This is a genomic window from Arthrobacter sp. STN4 (assembly GCF_024539665.1).
GTDB lineage: Bacteria > Actinomycetota > Actinomycetes > Actinomycetales > Micrococcaceae > Specibacter.
The window spans coordinates 1-17789 of the sequence record NZ_JAKZGX010000032.1; the positions used below are offsets into that span (position 1 = coordinate 1).

At 68.1% G+C, this 17789-nt stretch carries 15 protein-coding genes and 1 tRNA gene; 8 read left to right on the top strand and 8 right to left on the bottom strand.

All coding sequences use genetic code 11. The features are described from left to right. Positions 1-245: 245 nt before the first annotated feature. From sucD to MMF96_RS17030, 5 genes are all read right to left on the bottom strand, one after another. Entirely contained in the window at positions 246-1148 is a 903-nt protein-coding gene (sucD, locus tag MMF96_RS17010; protein ID WP_176617069.1) for a succinate--CoA ligase subunit alpha, read from the bottom strand. 30 nt (positions 1149-1178) lie between these two features. After that, positions 1179-2348, bottom strand: coding sequence for an ADP-forming succinate--CoA ligase subunit beta (sucC, locus tag MMF96_RS17015; protein WP_256884228.1), 1170 nt, complete (start codon positions 2346-2348; stop codon positions 1179-1181). A 186-nt stretch (positions 2349-2534) separates the two neighbouring features. Further along, positions 2535-3197: a hypothetical protein gene (locus MMF96_RS17020; protein WP_256884229.1), complete on the bottom strand. Its 663-nt coding sequence runs from the start codon at positions 3195-3197 to the stop codon at positions 2535-2537. 44 nt (positions 3198-3241) lie between these two features. Continuing rightward, positions 3242-5866: a DNA helicase PcrA gene (gene pcrA / locus MMF96_RS17025; RefSeq protein WP_375141464.1), complete on the bottom strand. Its 2625-nt coding sequence runs from the start codon at positions 5864-5866 to the stop codon at positions 3242-3244. Positions 5867-5980: 114 nt separating this feature from the next. Next, positions 5981-6868 carry an inositol monophosphatase family protein gene (locus MMF96_RS17030; RefSeq protein WP_256884231.1) on the bottom strand — a complete coding sequence of 296 codons (888 nt, stop codon included), beginning with the start codon at positions 6866-6868 and terminating at the stop codon, positions 5981-5983. A 71-nt stretch (positions 6869-6939) separates the two neighbouring features. Here MMF96_RS17030 and MMF96_RS17035 point away from each other — a divergent pair, with 71 nt between their 5' ends. The 4 genes from MMF96_RS17035 to MMF96_RS17050 all read left to right on the top strand — a co-directional run bounded on the left by MMF96_RS17035 (position 6940) and on the right by MMF96_RS17050 (position 8557). Continuing rightward, entirely contained in the window at positions 6940-7575 is a 636-nt protein-coding gene (locus tag MMF96_RS17035) for a hypothetical protein (RefSeq protein WP_256884232.1), read from the top strand. Positions 7576-7649: 74 nt separating this feature from the next. Then, positions 7650-7721 (top strand) — tRNA-Arg (locus MMF96_RS17040). 54 nt (positions 7722-7775) lie between these two features. Beyond that, positions 7776-8111 carry a YnfA family protein gene (locus tag MMF96_RS17045; protein WP_176617064.1) on the top strand — a complete coding sequence of 112 codons (336 nt, stop codon included), beginning with the start codon at positions 7776-7778 and terminating at the stop codon, positions 8109-8111. 38 nt (positions 8112-8149) lie between these two features. Beyond that, positions 8150-8557: an NUDIX domain-containing protein gene (locus MMF96_RS17050; RefSeq protein ID WP_176617063.1), complete on the top strand. Its 408-nt coding sequence runs from the start codon at positions 8150-8152 to the stop codon at positions 8555-8557. A gap of 81 nt (positions 8558-8638) precedes the next feature. On the opposite strand, the gene MMF96_RS17055 is transcribed toward MMF96_RS17050, so the two are convergent. Continuing rightward, a complete protein-coding gene (locus tag MMF96_RS17055) occupies positions 8639-10540 on the bottom strand; it encodes an ABC transporter ATP-binding protein (protein WP_176617062.1) in 1902 nt (633 codons plus the stop codon). A 355-nt stretch (positions 10541-10895) separates the two neighbouring features. Here MMF96_RS17055 and MMF96_RS17060 point away from each other — a divergent pair, with 355 nt between their 5' ends. The 3 genes from MMF96_RS17060 to MMF96_RS17070 are packed head-to-tail and all read left to right on the top strand — an operon-like array spanning position 10896 to position 13218. Then, positions 10896-11720 (top strand): amino acid ABC transporter substrate-binding protein, encoded by an 825-nt coding sequence (locus MMF96_RS17060; RefSeq protein ID WP_256884233.1) that lies wholly within the window; start codon positions 10896-10898, stop codon positions 11718-11720. A gap of 18 nt (positions 11721-11738) precedes the next feature. Continuing rightward, positions 11739-12398: an amino acid ABC transporter permease gene (locus MMF96_RS17065; protein WP_306295964.1), complete on the top strand. Its 660-nt coding sequence runs from the start codon at positions 11739-11741 to the stop codon at positions 12396-12398. Further along, positions 12385-13218 (top strand): amino acid ABC transporter ATP-binding protein, encoded by an 834-nt coding sequence (locus tag MMF96_RS17070; protein WP_256884235.1) that lies wholly within the window; start codon positions 12385-12387, stop codon positions 13216-13218. The genes MMF96_RS17065 and MMF96_RS17070 overlap by 14 nt, the downstream gene beginning before the upstream one ends. Positions 13219-13283: 65 nt before the next feature. Here MMF96_RS17070 and fdhD read toward each other — a convergent pair whose 3' ends face one another. Next, on the bottom strand, positions 13284-14120 hold the full coding sequence (fdhD, locus tag MMF96_RS17075; RefSeq protein WP_375141462.1) for a formate dehydrogenase accessory sulfurtransferase FdhD: 837 nt from the start codon (positions 14118-14120) through the stop codon (positions 13284-13286). 130 nt (positions 14121-14250) lie between these two features. Here fdhD and MMF96_RS17080 point away from each other — a divergent pair, with 130 nt between their 5' ends. Next, complete coding sequence (locus MMF96_RS17080) at positions 14251-16581, top strand: FdhF/YdeP family oxidoreductase (protein ID WP_256884236.1); 2331 nt, start codon at positions 14251-14253, stop codon at positions 16579-16581. Positions 16582-16685: 104 nt separating this feature from the next. Here MMF96_RS17080 and MMF96_RS17085 read toward each other — a convergent pair whose 3' ends face one another. Then, the gene (locus MMF96_RS17085; protein WP_256884237.1) at positions 16686-17720 is read right to left on the bottom strand and encodes an ornithine cyclodeaminase; all 1035 of its coding nucleotides are present in this window, start codon (positions 17718-17720) and stop codon (positions 16686-16688) included. Between the last annotated feature and the right edge of the window lie 69 nt (positions 17721-17789).

Genomic DNA, 17789 nt, shown 5'->3' on the forward strand with positions numbered 1-17789 from the left:
GCTGCGGCACTGGCAGCCGGCCGCCCGCCACTGCTTGAACACGCACTCAGTGCCAACATCGGCACCACGACGGCAACCACCGCCACCTTCCGCCACGGGATCTTCCTCACTTGCGGTCTCCTTCATTGCTGTTGCGCAGGGCACCGTGGCCCGTTTGCGGGCCGGGGCCACAGGAACCGGCCTGACAAAAAAGCGCGGCCGCCACACCGAACAAACGGGTGCAGCGGCCGCGCTTCGGGGCTGAATTACAGTGCCGCGTACACTTCGCGCAGCAGGGCGGCGGTCTCAGACGGCGTCTTGCCGACCTTGACGCCGGCAGCCTCAAGGGCTTCCTTCTTGGCCTGTGCTGTTCCCGCGGAGCCGGAGACGATGGCGCCTGCGTGGCCCATGGTCTTGCCCTCGGGGGCGGTGAAGCCTGCCACGTAGCCGACAACGGGCTTGGTGACGTTGGCCTTGATGTACTCGGCTGCACGCTCTTCAGCGTCACCGCCGATCTCACCGATCATGACGATGGCCTTGGTCTCCGGGTCCGCCTCGAACGCGGCCAGGGCGTCGATGTGGGTGGTGCCGATGACGGGGTCGCCACCGATGCCGATGGCGGTGGAGAAGCCCAGGTCACGCAGTTCGTACATCATCTGGTAGGTCAGGGTTCCGGACTTGGACACCAGGCCGATGGGGCCCTTGCCGGTGATGTTGTTCGGCGTGATGCCGACCAGTGCCTCGCCGGGGGTGATGATGCCGGGGCAGTTCGGGCCGATGATGCGGGTGGCCTGCTTGCCGTCGGCGTCAACCTTGGACTGGGCCAGGGCCCAGAACTCGGCCGAGTCCTGCACGGGCACGCCTTCGGTGATGACGACGACCAGCGGCACGGCGGCCTCGATGGCCTCGACCACGGCGTCCTTGGTGAACGCCGGGGGGACGAACACGATGGAGACGTCGGCGCCGGTCTCGGCAACGGCTTCCTTCACGGTGCCGAACACGGGCAGTTCAACCTCGCCGTGGAGGACCGTGGTGCCGGCCTTGCGTGCGTTCACGCCGCCAACAACCTGGGTGCCGGCCTTGAGCATCAGGGCGGTGTGCTTGGTGCCCTCGCCGCCGGTGATGCCCTGGACGATGACCTTGGAGTCTTTGTTCAAGAAGATAGACATGTATTTTTCCTTAGATCTCGTGCGGCGAGCTCAGCGAGCTGCGTTGGCGAGCTCGGCGGCCTTGTCGGCGCCCTCGTCCATCGTGGCGGCCAGGGTGACCAACGGGTGGTTGGCCTCGTTGAGGATGCGGCGGCCTTCTTCAACGTTGTTGCCGTCGAGGCGGACGACCAGCGGCTTGTTGGCAGCCGCGCCCAGCTCGGCGAGAGCGCCGACAATGCCCTTGGCAACGGCGTCACAGGCGGTGATGCCGCCGAAGACGTTGACAAAAACGCTCTTGACCTGCGGGTCGTTGAGGATGACGTCCAGGCCGTTGGCCATGACCTCGGCGGACGCTCCACCGCCAATGTCCAGGAAGTTGGCGGGCTTGACGTTGCCGTGGTTCTCGCCGGCGTACGCAACGACGTCCAGGGTGGACATGACCAGGCCGGCGCCGTTTCCGATGACGCCGACTTCGCCGTCGAGCTTGACATAGTTCAGGCCGGCGGCCTTCGCCTTGGCCTCAAGCGGGTCGGCCGAAGCGGCGTCCTCAAGCTCGAGGTGGTGCGGGTGGCGGAAGTCGGCGTTCTCGTCGAGGGAGACCTTGCCGTCCAGTGCCACGATGTCGCCGGCGCCGGTGCGCACCAGCGGGTTGACCTCAACGAGCGTCGCGTCTTCCTTCTTGAAGACGTCCCACAGCTTGATGATGGTGGCGGCCACCTTCGGGGCGATTTCCGCGGGGAAGCCCGCGGTGGCGACAATCTCGTCGGCCTTGGCCGCATCGATGCCGACGGCCGGGTCGACGGCAACCTTGGCCAGGGCCTCGGGGCGCTCCACGGCCAGCTCTTCAATTTCCATGCCGCCTTCCACCGAGCACATGGCCAGGTAGTTGCGGTTGGCGCGGTCCAGCAGCACGGAGAAGTAGAACTCCTCGGCGATGTCTGCGCCCTGGGCGATCATGACCGTGTTGACGGTGTGGCCCTTGATGTCCATGCCGAGAATGGCGGTGGCGTGCTCGAACGCCTCATCGGCGGTCTTGGCTACCTTGACGCCGCCGGCCTTGCCGCGGCCACCGACCTTCACCTGCGCCTTGACAACGGTGACGCCGCCAATCTTCTCGGCTGCTGCCTTTGCTTCTTCAGGGGTGTGCGCCACGATGCCGGCCAACACGGGAACGCCGTGAGCCTCAAACATGTCGCGCGCCTGGTATTCAAACAGGTCCACGGGTTTGTGTCCTTCTACGTCGAAGTAGTGATCATGGGGTGCAAAACCCCTTCCACACACTACCGCTTTGCCGCACAAGCACATATTTTTACTTGACACCACAGGGAACGGGGGTTATTCCGCTCACAAAAACCCACTGCCGCCGATCCCCTTCAAGTCCGACGCCTGGTCCCCGGCGCGGTTGCCTCAGCCGGCCGGGGCCCGGTGCCCGGGGCCGAGGAGTTCGTAGCTGCCGGAAGCGACGAAGAACCCGAGTCCGGTGGCCAGGTTGGCGCACGCCACGCCGTCGTCCAAGGCGGCGCAACGGTAGCCGTCCGCCTCCATCGCCCGTCCCTGTCCCAGGACCGGGACCGTGGACATCGCCTCGCTGGGGGTTCCGCCGGGGCCAAAGGAGGCCTCGGCGGCGGTGACACCGGCCCGGCAGCCGCCGTACGTCACCCGGTCCGGCGTCAGCAGGGCAGTGCCGCCGAGGTAGCCGATGAACGTTCCGGCGCACTTGTCTGTGACATCGGCGGGCGCGGGGTCCGGGTAGCTGGCCAATTCGCAGTTGACCACGGGAATCGTCGGGGCCTTGGCGTTGGCGCCGTCGTCGTAGTTGTTTGGTTCCCAGGGCTGGTCCAGGTTTCCGGCACGGGAGGTGGTGAAGACGCAGGCCACGTTGCGGGAGTCGGTCACGAACTGCGGCAGGGTGCCGGCGGACGGCGCCCCGGTGGGCTGGTCCACGGGGGCGGCCTTGAGCCGGTCAACGTAGCTGGGCGGGCCGGCGGACGTGGTGGCGGGATGCGCGGGGCCGGCGGAGGGCACGGTGATGCAGCCGGCGAGCGCCACGGCGGACGCAGCGCAGCCCAAGGCCGCAAGGACGGCCCGGACCACCGTCCGGTCGCCGGCCCTGCTCAGTGCTCCACCTTTGTCAGCGGCGCGTACCGGAGCAGCAGCCGCTTTTCGCCGATGCTGAACTGGACGGTGGCCACCATTTTGTCGCCCGCGCCCTGCACGGCGGAGACCGTGCCGTTGCCGAATGCGGTGTGGTTGACCTTGTCCCCCACGCTGACGGTGATGACTTCCTTTTGCGGCTGGACGCGGCCGGCGGCGGCCCGGGCGGAAATGCTGGGCGGCAGCTGGCCGGTGTCACGCCCGCCCACGGCAGAGCCGGCGCCCCAGAAGGAGCCCGAATACCGGCTGCTGCCAAAGCCGCCCCCGGACGGCGGGGCCATGCGCGCCACGCCTTCGCGCTTCCAGTCGATCAGCTCCGCCGGCACTTCCTCGATGAATTGGCTCGGCGGGTTGTACTGGCTCTGCCCCCACAGGCTGCGGACCTCGGAGCGGGTCAGGTATAGCCGCTTGCGGGCGCGGGTCAGGCCCACGTAGGCCAGGCGCCGTTCCTCGGCCAGTTCCTTCGGGTCGGTGGCCGAGCGCGAGTGCGGGAAGATCCCGTGCTCCATGCCCGTGAGGAAAACCACCGGGAATTCCAGTCCCTTGGCCGTGTGCAGGGTCATGAGCGTCACCACGCCCAGCCGCTTGGCCTCGGCCACGGCCGCCGCGGCCTCCGCCTCGGAGCCGCCCGGCGCGTCCGGGATCTGGTCGGCGTCGGCCACGAGGGACACCTGCTCGAGGAACTCCCCGAGCGTCCCTTCCGGGTTGTCCTTTTCAAATTCACGCACGACGGCGAGCAGTTCCGCCAGGTTTTCCACACGCGACTCGTCCTGCGGGTCCGTTGAGCTGCGCAGCGTCTCCAGGTAGCCGGACTGCTCCAGCACGGCTTCCAGGGCAGTGGCCGGACCGGAGTCGGCGGCCACCTCGCCAAGGTCGCCCATCATCTTGGCAAAGCCGGTCACTGCGTTCAGCGATCGGGTGGCGAGACCCGGGGCTTCACCCGCGCGGGCCAGCGCGGCGGAGAAGGAGATCCGTTCCCGCCCGGCCAGGGCGGCGAGGGCGCCTTCGGCGCGGTCGCCGATCCCGCGCTTGGGTTCGTTGAGGATCCGGCGCAGGTTGACGTCGTCGTCCGGGTTGACCAGGGCACGCAGGTAGGCCAGCGCGTCCTTGATTTCCTTGCGTTCGTAGAAGCGGGTGCCGCCCACCACGCGGTATGGCAGGCCGGTCCGCACCAGGATGTCCTCGATGGCGCGCGACTGGGCGTTGGTGCGGTAGAAGATGGCAACGTCGCCGGGGCGGATGTCGGTTTCGTCCTGGAGCCTGTCGATTTCCTCGGCGATGAAGCGGGCTTCCTCATGCTCGGATTCGGCCACGTAGCCGATGATCTTTTCGCCGTCGCCTTCGGCGGTCCACAGCCGTTTCTCACGCCGGTTGGGGTTGCGGGAGATGACGGCGTTGGCGGCGCTGAGGATGTTTTGGGTGGAACGGTAGTTTTGCTCCAGCTTGATGGTGGCGGCGCTGGGATAGTCCTTCTCAAATTCCACGATGTTGCGGATGTCCGCGCCGCGGAAGGCATAGATGGATTGGTCGGAGTCGCCCACCACCGTCAGCTCGGCCGGTTCGATCCCGGTGTCCGGGCCTGCCGACACCCCGGAGTCCTCGCCCACGATTTCGCGCACCAGGGCGTACTGGGCGTGGTTGGTGTCCTGGTATTCGTCCACCAGCACGTGCCGGAAGCGGCGGCGGTAGGAGTCGGCCACGCCCGGGAACGCACGGAACATGTACACGGTTTCGGCAATGAGATCGTCAAAGTCCATGGCGTTGGCCTGCCGCAGCCGCTGCGTGTAGCCGTTGTACACCTCGGCCACGGCGGCGGCAAAGGGGTCCTTGAAATTGGTGTTCAACGCGTTCTCATCGGCATCGGTGAGCTCGTTCTTCAGGGCCGAGATCTTGTGCATGATGGCCTTGGGCGCAAACTTCTTCGGGTCCAGTTCCAGCCCCTTGGCCACCAGGGTGATGAGCCGCAGGGAGTCGGCGGAGTCGTAGATTGAGAAGTTGGAATTCAGCCCGACGGTCTTGGCCTCGCGGCGCAGTATCCGCACGCAGGAGGAGTGGAACGTGGAAATCCACATGCTGTTCGCGGCGTCGCCAATGAGCGCGTGGATGCGTTCGCGCATCTCCGCTGCGGCCTTGTTGGTGAAGGTGATGGCCAGGATCTGCCCCGGGTGGGCCCGTCCGGTGGCCAGCAGGTAGGCGATCCGGTGGCTGAGCACACGGGTCTTGCCCGAGCCGGCGCCGGCCACAATGAGCAACGGCGACCCGGCGTGGACCACGGCCTCCTCCTGCTGGGGGTTCATGCCCTCCAGCAGTGCGGCAGGGTCCGGCCAGCGGCTCCCCGCGCCGGTGCCGAAAGCCTGGCCGGCGCCTCCTGCGGCAGCATCGAAACCGGCGCCGCCCCGGGCAAACCCGGGCAGCGCATGCTCCGGCACGGCACCTTCCGGCAGGCCCTGTTCGGGTGCGTCGGCGCCGGGGTCGTCGGCGTCGGAGGGCTCCCAGCCCGGGAAGGCTGCAGGCAGGGGCGGCAGGAACCCGGCGGCCCGTGCCGCGGCAGGTTTGGGCTTTTTGGCGTAAGGGTCAAACAACATGTCCATGGTGCGCTCCAGTCTAGTTGGCCACCCTGACAGCGGGCACGGCACGGCGGCCCGCTGTGCACAACGCCGCGGCGGGCGCCACCAGCCTTGGCCCCGCCGTGAAGGCCGTCAGTCCGGCAGCGCACCGTCCGCGAGCGCGGCGGAAATCGCAGCCACCGCCCCGGCGGGCCCGGCCACAAACCAGTCCAGCCCGTTGACCCGCACGACGCCGGTCTGCCCGCCGGCCGCCCGCACGATCCCCTTACCGGGGAGCCAGTCCCAGGCCGGGCAGCTGTGCTGGAACCAGACGCCCAGTTCCGCCTGGGCCACGCGGCCCAGGTCGCAGGAGCCGGAGCCGAGCATCCGCAACGTTGCCGGCAGCTGGGCGGCCTCCTGCCACGGCCCGGCCGCCCGCGCCTCCGCCAGCCAGCCCGGGTGGATGTAGGTCACCCCGCCAAGCATGGAGACGTCCTGCCGGGCGTCCACCGCAACGGCCCGGCCGTTCAGCGTTGCCGGCTGCAGCGCCCCGCCCAGCCACAGCTTGTCCTCTTGGGGCTGGAAGACGGCCCCGAGCAGCACCTCGGCGTCGGCGAGGGCGTGGCGCGGCGGTTCCCCGGCACCCAGGGGGGCCTGCGTGCCCGGGGAGGTCCCGGCGTCGTGCGCCCCGTCGGCCAGGGCCAGGGCCGAGCACCAGTACGTGGAGCCGCTGAAGAAGTTCCAGGTGCCGTCCACGGGGTCGATCACCCAGGTGCGCCCGGACGTGCCCGCATGCGCGGCGCCTTCCTCGCCCAGGATCGAATCCTGCGGACGGCAGCGCAGCAGCTGCTCCACGACGTAGCCTTCGGCGGCGGTGTCGGCGGCCGTGACGACGTCGGCCACGCCGGTCTTTTCAGTGGCCGTGCCGCGGAGGGCGTCAAGCCCGCGGCTGCGCATCGCCAGGGCCAGCAGGCCGGCATTGCGCACCAGGGCCGCTGCAAGGTCAGCGTCGGTCAGGCTGGGATCCAGGTTTTCGGCCATGCACCCACCCTAGTGCGTGCCCCGCCCCGGAGCCGGAAAAGTGCTGCAGCGAACTGGGCGATAATGGAGGCATGGCAAAAACTCCCGCCCAACGCGCCAAAAAACACGGTGCGGCGGCCACTCCACCCAGTGCCGCCGTCGTCAATGCCGGCACGCGGCGTTCCCCGGCGAAGGCCCAGGGCAATGCAAACCTGATCGTGATCGCCGGCGCCGTGGCCAGCCTGTTCCTGTTTTGGTACTTCCACCTGCTGACGCTGAACCAGATGACGGACCTCTCCGGCGGCCTGGCCATGCCCGACTCCATGGTGTTCGGCTTCAATACCTCCCACATTGAGGCGCTGCGCTCGGCCATGAATGCCGACGCACTGGGGCAGCTGCAGTTTGTGCACAAGACCGCCGGCACGCTGTTCCCGCTGGTGTTTGGGCTGTCCGCCGTGACGCTCATGGCCATCAACGTCGCCAAAAAGTGGCTGCGGCGCCTGCTGTGGGTGTTCCCCGTGCTGTTTGCCGGCATCCAGCTGTGGGCCAATGTGGCCATCGACGACATGCTCGGCGCGAAGGTGCTCGACGCCAGTTCGGTCACCCTGGCCTCGGTGCTGGTGGTTGCGTCGTGGGTCCTGCTCGTGGTGTCCCTGGCGGGGACGGGCGTGGCGTTGTCTGCCGGGCGCCGGAAGAAGGCTGTTCCGGAGCCGGACGCGGCGGCCTGATTTTCGGCACCGTGTGGTGTCCGGCTGCCGGTGATTTTTTGCTTGATATCCCGTTCCGCTAGGCTGGTTGACGCGCCTCTGTAGTCCAATGGATAAGACGGCCCTCTCCTAAAGGGCAAATCCGGGTTCGATCCCCGGCGGGGGCACTCCAAGACCACCTCCCATAAAGTGCTGCGCCGGCCGGGCTGGGAGGATGGAGCATGACCGTCGCCAAAACCATTGTCCTGTTCATCCTGGCCGCCGCCGCGGAAATTGGCGGCGCATGGCTGGTGTGGCAGGCGGTGCGCGAAGGCAGGGCCTGGTGGTGGGCAGGGCTAGGCGTCGTGGCCCTGGGCGCCTACGGATTCATTGCCGCCCTGCAGCCGGATGCAAATTTTGGCCGGGTCCTGGCAGCGTACGGGGGTGTGTTCATTGCCGGTTCGCTGGCATGGGGCATGGCCTTCGACAAGTTCTCCCCGGACCGCTGGGACGTCACCGGCGCCATCGTCTGCCTGGCCGGGATGTCCATCATCATGTTCGCCCCGCGGGCCGGCTGACACCTCCGGCCCCGAACCGGCCCGCTAGGATCAGAGGGATGAAAACCGTTCTGAGGGTGTCCGCCGTGTGTGTCTACGACCCGGACGGGCGCCTGCTGACGGTGCGCAAGTCCGGCACGGGCAAGTTCATGCACCCCGGCGGCAAGCCCGAGCCGGGCGAGGGCGCGGCCGAGGCGGCGTCGCGGGAACTGGCCGAGGAAACCGGCCTCTCGGTGGCCCCGGAGGACCTTGGGCTCCTGGGCGTCTGGACCGGGGCGGCCGCCAACGAGCCGGACACCGACATCGAGGCCACGGTCTTCACCGCGCCCGGCACCTGGGACGCGGCCGGCGTCGCGGCGGCAGCCGAGATTGCCGAACTGCGCTGGCTGGATGTGGGCCGCATGGCCGACTACGACGACCTCGCCCCGCTCCTGACCGAGTTCGTCCTCCCCCGCCCCGCCCCCTAACCATCCGTGTTGCACAAAGTGGACCGAAAAGACGCCTTCCGCGTGGTTTTTGTCCAGGAAGTGCAACACAGGCCGGAGGTGTCAGGCGTCCTCGGGGATCGCGGCATCCGCCACGGCGGCCACGGCCTGGGCGAACTGGGTGTCGTGCAGTTCGGCATAGCGCCCGCCCTTGGCGATCAGTTCCTCGTGCGTGCCCCGTTCCACGACCTGCCCGGCCTCGACCACCAGGATGGCGTCGGCGGAGCGGATGGTGGAGAGCCGGTGTGCAATGACGATGGCGGTGCGCCCCTCCAGCGCCTCCCCCAGGGCGGCCTGCACGGCGGCCTCGTTCGTGGAGTCCAGCGCCGCCGTCGCCTCGTCGAGGATCACGACGGCGGGCTGGACCAGCAGGAGCCGGGCGATGGTCAGGCGCTGGCGCTCCCCGCCGGAGAGCCGGTAGCCGCGCTCCCCCACCACGGTGTCCAGGCCGTCCGGCAAGGCCTCCGCAAACGCGGACAGCCGGGCCCGGCGCAGCACGTCCCAGATCTCGGCGTCGGTGGCGTCCGGCTTGGCCAGGTGCAGGTTGGAGCGGATGGACTCGTGGAACAGGTGGCCGTCCTGCGTCACCATGCCGATGGCTGCGCGGAGCCCGTCAAAGGACAGGTCCCGCACGTCGGTGCCGCCCAGGCGCACAGCCCCGGAGTCGACGTCGTACAGGCGGGACAACAGCTGGGCGATGGTGGACTTCCCGGCGCCGGAGGAACCCACCAGCGCAATGGTCTGGCCCGGTTCGGCGCGGAAGGAAATCCCGTGCAGCACCTCCTCGCCGCCGCGCGTGTCCAGCACGGCCACGTCCTCCAGGGAGGCCAGTGAGACCTTGTCCGCGGACGGGTAGGCAAAGCGGACGTCGTCGAACTCCACGCCGAGGGGCCCGGCCGGCACCGGCACCGTCACCTCCTTTTCGGCGATCAGCGGCTTCAGGTCCAGGATTTCAAACACGCGATCAAAGCTGACCAGGGCGCTCATGATGTCCACGCGCGCGTTGGCGAGGGCGGTGAGCGGGGCGTAGAGCCGGGTCAGCAGCAGGGCCAGCACCACCACGTCGCCAGCGTTGAGCGCGCCCCCGATGGCCAGCGAGCCGCCCAGCCCGTACACGAGGGCCAGCGCCAGGGAGGAGACCAGCATCAGGGCGGAGAAGAAGACGAACTGCATGACGGCGGTGCGCACGCCGATGTCGCGGACCCGGTTGGCGCGGGAGGCAAACTCGCGCGATTCGTCGGCGGGGCGGCCAAACAGCTTGACCAGCGTGGCGCCCGGGGCGGAGAACCGTTCGGTCATCTGCGTGCTCATGTCCGCATTCAGGTTGGCGGCCTCGCGGCGCATGCCGGCCAGGCGGCTGCCGAAGCGGCGGGCCGGCATCAGGAAGATGGGCAGCAGCACCAGGGCCAGCAGCGTCACCAGCCACGAGGTGTTGAGCATGACGATCAGCGTCAACACCAGCTGCACCGAGTTGGAGACGATGCCGGACAGGGTGCCGGAAAACGCCTGCTGGGCGCCGATGACGTCGTTGTTGAGCCGGCTGACCAGCGCCCCGGTGCGGGTCCGGGTGAAGAACGCGATGGGCATGCGCTGCACGTGGTCAAACACGGCGGTGCGCAGGTCCAGGATGACGCCCTCCCCCAGGTTCGCCGAAATCCACCGGATCACCAGCGACAGCCCGGCGTCGAGCACGGCCACCAGGGCAATGAGCAGCGCCAGGTTGACCACCACGTCCAGGGCGGCCTTGGCCACGATGGCATTGACCACCCGCCCGGCCAGCACGGGGGTGGCCACGGCGAGGGCGGCGGAGACCACCGACAGCACCACGAAGACCAGCAGCTTGCGGCCGTACGGCTTGGCAAAGGCCACCGTCCGGCGCAGCGTGTCCTTGGAAATGCCGCCATTGCTTTTGTCCGATCGCATGGTGCTCCACAGGGAGCTCCAGGCGGCGCCTTCCATACTCATGCAGGTTCCTTAATAGAGGTGTGGGCAAGCTACCAGCTTAAGCGGTCCGGGGGCGGGTGGAAATTCCCGGTTCCCGTTTTTCGCCCGGCTTTCCCGGGCACGACGCCCGGGCTGCCGCGCCCGGGTGCCCCGGCCCCGGCCCGGCGTGCTCCACCCCGGCCCGCCGGCTACTAGTGCATTGACGCAAGGTGAGTCAAATCACTGCATCCATCTGCGCGTAATATACTGTCATATTCCCTCTTCGCCCCGGCCCGCCCGGTGGTAGCCTCCATAGGACGGGCAGCCCGCTGCCCTTTTGTTGCGTGGGCATTTTCCCGCGGGAACCTCCGCTTTGACCTTGAAGGAACACAGGACAATGAATCGTCGTACTTTTGGACTTGTCGGCATGCTCGCAGCGGCCTCGATCGCACTTGCCGCCTGCGGCGGCGGCGCCGGCACCAGTGGCCCTTCAGCCACCCCCGGCGCCGGCGGGGACACGTCCCTGAGCAGCGTCAAGAATGCCGGCCAGATCGTGTTCGCCACCGAGGGCACCTACAAGCCGTTCAGCTACCACCAGGGCGGCGCAGGCGAGCTGACCGGCTACGACGTGGAGGTGGCCAAGGCCGTGGCAGGCAAGCTGGGCGTGAAGGCCAAGTTTGAGGAGACCCAGTGGGATTCCATCTTTGCCGGACTGGAGGCCAGGCGCTTTGACGCCGTCGCCAACCAGGTCACGGCCACTCCGGAGCGCAAGGCCAAGTACGAGCTCTCCACCCCGTACACCGTGTCCCGGGGCGTGATCGTCACGAAGTCGGACAACACCGCCATCACTTCCTTCTCCGACCTCAAGGGCAAGACCACGGCACAGTCCCTGACCAGCAACTGGTACACGCTGGCCAAGGACAGCGGCGCCAACGTCGAGCCGGTGGAAGGCTGGGCCCAGTCCGTGTCGCTGCTGAAGGACGGCCGCGTCGACGCCATTGTCAATGACAAGCTGACCTTCCTGGACTACCAGGTCACCAACCCGGGCTCCGGCCTAAAGATCGCCGCCACCACCAAGGATTCCTCCGATTCGGTGTTCGCCTTCCACAAGGGCGCCAAGGCCCTGGACGACGCCGTCGACAAGGCGCTGAAGGAACTGGCCGCCGACGGCACCCTGTCCAAGCTGAGCGAAAAGTACTTCGGCCAGGACGTTTCGAAGTAGCCGCCGGACGCAAGGGGGTTGGTCATGGACTTGTTTTGGAGCTCGCTCGGGCCGATGGTCCTGGGCGCCGTCCAGGGCACCATCCCGCTGGCCGTCGCATCCTTCGCCATCGGCCTGGTGCTGGCCCTGCTGGTGGCCATGCTGCGGATCAGCCGCAACAGGATCGCCAACGGCGTGGGCCGGTTTTACGTCTCGGTCATCCGCGGCACGCCCCTGCTGGTGCAGCTGTTCGTGATCTTTTACGGGCTCCCGGCCGTGGGCGTGAAGCTCGACCCCTGGCCCAGCGCCATCATCGCGTTCTCCCTCAATGTGGGCGGCTACGCCGCGGAGGTGATCCGGGCAGCCATCCTGTCCGTCCCGCAGGGGCAGTGGGAGGCCGGGCACATGATCGGCATGTCGCGCGGGCAGACCCTGCTGCGCATCATCCTGCCGCAGGCCGCCCGGGTCTCGGTCCCGCCGCTGTCCAACACGTTCATCTCGCTGGTGAAGGACACCTCGCTGGCCTCGCTGATCCTGGTCACGGAGATGTTCCGGGTGGCCCAGCAGGTGGCCGCCTTCAGCCAGGAATTCATGCTGCTGTACCTAGAGGCTGCGCTCATTTACTGGGTGATCTGCCTGATCCTGTCCACGGCCCAAACGCAGCTGGAAAAGAGGTTGGACCGCTATGTCGCCCACTGACGCCCCCGTCCTGCAGGTCCGCGGGCTGAGCAAGTCCTTTGGTTCCAACCAGGTGCTGCGCGGCATTGACCTGGATGTGCCCCGGGGCAAGGTCGTGGCCCTGATCGGCCCTTCCGGCTCCGGCAAGACCACCATCCTGCGTTCCCTCAACGGCCTGGAAACGCCCGACGCCGGAACGGTCACCGTCGGCGCCCGCGGCGCCACCAGCGTCGGCGCGCCGGGGAACGGCGGGGACACCGGCACCGTGCCGCAACTCCCCGCGCTGACGCTGGACTTCGGGGCGAAGGCCTCCCCCAGGGAAGTTGCGGCGCTGCGCGACCGCAGCGCCATGGTGTTCCAGCATTACAACCTGTTTCCGCACATGACCGTGCTGCAGAACATCATCGAGGGGCCGGTCCGGGTGCAGCGGCGGCCCCGCGCTGAGGCTGTGGCGGAGGCGGAGGGGCTGCTGGGCCGGGTGGGCCTGCTCGAGAAGAAGGACGCCCACCCGTTTGAGCTTTCCGGCGGGCAGCAGCAGCGCGTGGGCATTGTGCGGGCGCTGGCGCTGAAGCCGCAGCTGTTGCTCTTTGACGAGCCCACGTCGGCCCTGGACCCGGAGCTGGTGGACGACGTGCTGCTCGTCATCAAGGAGCTGGCCGAGGAGGGCTGGACCATGGTGATCGTCACGCACGAGCTCGCCTTTGCCCGGCAAACCGCCGACGAGGTGGTGTTCATGGACGGCGGCGTGGTGGTGGAACGCGGCCCGGCCAGCCAGGTCCTGCGCAACCCCCGTGAACAGCGCACCCAGGCGTTCGTGCGGCGCCTGCTGCACGAAATCTAGCCCGCACCCCCAACGCCCGGTTGCAATCGGGGCATTTTCCCCCGACGCCCGGTTGCAACCGGGCGTCAGTCGGCGATGCGGCCGGCGTGCGTGTAGATGTTCAGGGTCTGCCCGCGGCTGAACCCCACGAGCGTCAGCCCGGACTCCCGGGCCAATTCCACGGCCAGGGACGACGGCGCGCTCACCGCCGCGAGCACCGGCACCCCTGCCATCGCGGCCTTTTGGACGAGCTCAAACGACGCCCGGCCCGACACCTGAAGGACGGTGTCGGCCAGCGGCAGCTGCCGTTCCCGGAACGCGGCACCCACCACCTTGTCCACGGCGTTGTGCCGCCCCACGTCCTCGCGCAGCAACAACAGCTCGCCGTCGGGGGCGAAAAGCCCGGCCGCATGGACGCCGCCGGTCTTGTCAAAGATCTTCTGCTGGTCCCGCAGCTCGTCCGGCAGGGAGGCGAGCACCTCGGCCTTCACCAGCGGGTGGTCCACCGGGGAGGTGACGGGGTGGTGTGAGGACTTGCGCACCGCATCGATGGAGGCGGTGCCGCATATCCCGCACGCGCTGGTGGTCGTCACATTGCGCCGGGCACCCAGCTCCGGCGGCGCAACGTCGGGGCGCAGCTGCGCCTCCACAACGTTGAAGGTCTGCTGCCCGTTTTCGTCCTCCCCGGCGCAGAAGCGCAAGGAGATGAGCTCATCGGGATCGAAGATGATGCCTTCGGAGACCAGGAACCCTGCCACCAGGTCAAAGTCGTCGCCGGGCGTGCGCATAGTTACGGTGAAGGGTTCGTGGCCCAGCCGGATCTCCAGGGGCTCCTCCGCCGCCAGGGCTTCCTCGCGCACCACGCGCCGGTGCCCGGCCAAATCAATCCTTGTTGCCTTCACTCGGTGAATCAGGCGTCCCACGGGTCCTCCAATTGACTGTGCCCCTTATCTTTCAAGGGTAGATCCTCCCGCGGTAATGCACAGCACGGGAGGTCCCCGCCGGGATAGGCTGGCCAACGACAGAGACTTCACAGGCGAAAGGGATGCGGACATGGCCGGCAAGCTGCCCCAGGAAAACATCGATGAACAACAGCTCACCGTGGGCAGCGTGCAGAAAAAGGCCGTGGGCATCCCCGGCATCCTGCATGCCATGGAGGTTTCCCTCAACCAGATGGGCCCGCTGCGCACCGCCCAAACGCTGCTGAAGGTCAACCAGAAGGACGGCTTTGACTGCCCCGGCTGCGCCTGGCCCGAAGGCGACAAGCGCCATGCGGCGGAATTTTGTGAAAACGGGGCCAAGGCGGTGGCCGAGGAAGCCACGAAACGGCGCGTGCCGCCGTCGTTCTTCGCCAAGCATTCCGTCAACGAGCTGCGCGAGTGGGACGACTTCCGGCTGGGCCAGCAGGGCCGGCTGACCGACCCGATGTTCCTGGCCGAGGGCAGCGACCACTACGTGCCCGTCTCCTGGGACAGGGCGCTGGGGCTCCTCGCCGATGAGCTGAAGGCGCTGGCGGACCCCAATGAGGCGATTTTTTACACCTCGGGGCGTACTTCCAACGAGGCCGCGTTCCTGTACCAGCTCCTGGTCCGCGGGCTGGGCACCAACAACCTCCCGGACTGCTCCAACATGTGCCACGAATCCTCCGGGTCGGCCCTGACGGAAACCATCGGCATCGGCAAGGGCTCGGTGTCGCTGGAGGACATGTACCAAGCGGAGCTGATCATCATCGCCGGGCAGAATCCGGGCACCAACCACCCGCGCATGCTCTCGGCGCTGGAGAAGGCGAAGAAGAACGGCGCCGTCATTGTGGCCGTCAACCCGCTGCCGGAGGCCGGGCTCATGCGCTTTGAGAACCCGCAGACCGTGCGCGGGCTGGTGGGCGGCGGCACGGCGTTGGCTGACGACTTCCTGCAGATCAGGCTCGGCGGGGACCAGGCGCTGTTCCAGGGGCTCGGCAAGGTCCTGCTGGAGGAACAGCGCCGCCCCGGCTCCCCGCACGAGGGCCGCGTGTTCGACACTGCGTTCATCGACGCGCACACCACCGGGCTGGGCGGCTACCTGGCGCAGCTGGAGGCCGTCCCGTGGGAGGAAATCACCACCGCCACGGGCCTGACCGAGGAGCAGATCCGGGCCACCGGCGCGCGGCTGCTCGCCTCCAAGGCCACCGTGGTGTGCTGGGCCATGGGCCTGACCCAGCACAAGCACTCCGTGGCCACGCTGCGCGACGTGGTCAACGTGCTGCTGCTCCAGGGCAACATCGGCAAGCCCGGTGCCGGCGTGTGCCCCGTCCGTGGCCACTCCAACGTCCAGGGCGACAGGACCATGGGCATCTTCGAACGCATGCCCGCATCCTTCCACGACGCCCTGGACCGCGAGTTTTCCTTCGCCTCACCGCGCCCCAACGGCTACGACACCGTCGCCGCGATCGAGGCCATGCGCGACGGCAAGGCCCGCGTGTTCGTCGGCATGGGCGGGAACTTCGTGCGCGCCACCCCGGACTCCGCCGTCACCGAGGCTGCCCTGGCCCGGCTGTCCCTGACCGTGCAAATCTCCACCAAGCTGAACAAGTCCCACCTGCACACCGGCCGTCAGGCGCTGATCCTGCCCACTCTGGGCCGCACCGAGCGCGACACCCAGGCCGGCGGCGACCAGCGCGTCACCGTCGAGGACTCCATGAGCGCCGTCCACGCCTCGCGCGGGCGCCTGGCACCGGCGTCGGACAACCTGCTCTCCGAGGTCGCCATCACCGCCCGGCTCGCCCAGCTGCTCTTTTCCACAGACGACGGCGGCACCCGCCCGGGTGCCCCTGTGGCGGACTGGCGGGGCCTGGCCGCGGACTACTCGCGCATCCGGACCCACATCGCCAACGTGGTGCCCGGCTTTGAGGACTTTGAGGCAAAGATCGACCGGCCCGGCGGCTTTGTCCTGCCGCACGGACCCCGGGACTCGCGCACCTTCACCACGGACTCCGGCAAGGCCCATTTCACCGCCAACACGCTGGAATACCCGAAGGTGCCCGAGGGCCGGCTGCTGCTGCAGACCCTGCGTTCGCACGACCAGTACAACACCACCATCTACGGCAAGGACGACAGGTACCGCGGCATCAAGAACGGGCGCCGCGTGGTCTTTGTGAACCGGACCGACCTCGCCTCGATGGGCGTCGCCGACGGCGCAATGGTGGACCTGGTCTCGGAGTGGCAGGACGGTGTGGACCGCCGGGCGCCCGGATTCCGCGTCGTGGCCTACTCCACCCCCGTGGGCTGCGCCGCCGCGTACTACCCCGAGACCAACGTCCTGGTGCCGCTGGATTCCACGGCGGACATCAGCGGCACGCCCACGTCCAAGTCGGTCGTCGTTCGGCTCGAGCCGGCAGCCGGCTAGGCGGACGCACCCGGGTTTCGGCAGGCGCCAGCAGCGGGGGCTTGGACTTTGGCAGGCCAAGCCCCCGCCGGCGCGGGTGCCCCCGCCGGCAGGGGCTGCTGCTCTCAGGGGCTCGGGACCAGCGCCCCGATGAGCCCGAAGAGGTCCTTGGGGTCGTCGGGGTTCGCCACGAGATCGATCTCGTCAAAGTAGTCCGTGGCGGCGACGGCGTCGCGCACGTAGCGCAGGGCCGAGAAATCCTCGATGGCGAAGCCGACGGAATCGAAGACTGTCACCTGGCCGGCGGACGTGCGGCCGGCGGCCTGGCCGGTGAGCACCCGCCAGAATTCCGTGACGGGGAAATCGGCGGGCATCTGCTGGATTTCGCCCTCAATGCGGGTTTGGGGGTCGAATTCCACAAAGACGTCCACGCCGTCCCGGGCCAGGATGGCCGGGTCAAGCTCGGTCTTCCCGGGGCAGTCCCCGCCCATGGCGTTGATGTGCACGCCCGGTTCCACCATGTCCGCCGTGAGAATGACCGCCTTCGCCTTGTCCGCCGTGCACGTGGTGATGATGTCCGCGCCCCGGACGGCGTCGACCGCGGAGGAGGCCACGGTGATGTCCAGGCCGAGGGGAGCCATGTTGCGCACGTACTTTTCGACGGCGGCCGGGTCCGTGTCCCATACGGAAACCTGTCCGATGCCCAACACGCTGCGGAACGCCAGCGTCTGGAACTCCGACTGGCTGCCGGCGCCGATGAGGGCCAGCCGCTTCGAATCGGGGCGGGCCAGCTTCCTGGCCACCATGGCGGAGGTTGCCGCAGTGCGCAGTGCCGTCAGCAGGGTCATCTCCGACATGAACGTGGGGTAGCCGTTGCTGACATCGGCCAGGACGCCGAAGGCCGTGACGGTCTGGAAGCCGCGGGCAGGGTTGGACGGGTGTCCGTTCACGTACTTGAAGCCGTAGTTTTCATGGTCGCTGGCGGGCATCAGCTCAATCACGCCAAAGGGAGTGTGGCTGGCAACGCGGGGCTTTTTGTCGAATTCCTCCCAGCGGCGGAAATCGTCTTCGATGTAGCGCACCATTCCGGCCAAAATCTGCTCGGTGCCCTGGGCGGCCGCCCACCGGACCATGTTCCCCACATCCACAAAACGCGTCATTGCGATCCTCTCAAAGTCGTTGGTGCTTTCACTCTAGGAGCTGTCGATTTGCATGTTCAATGGACAATC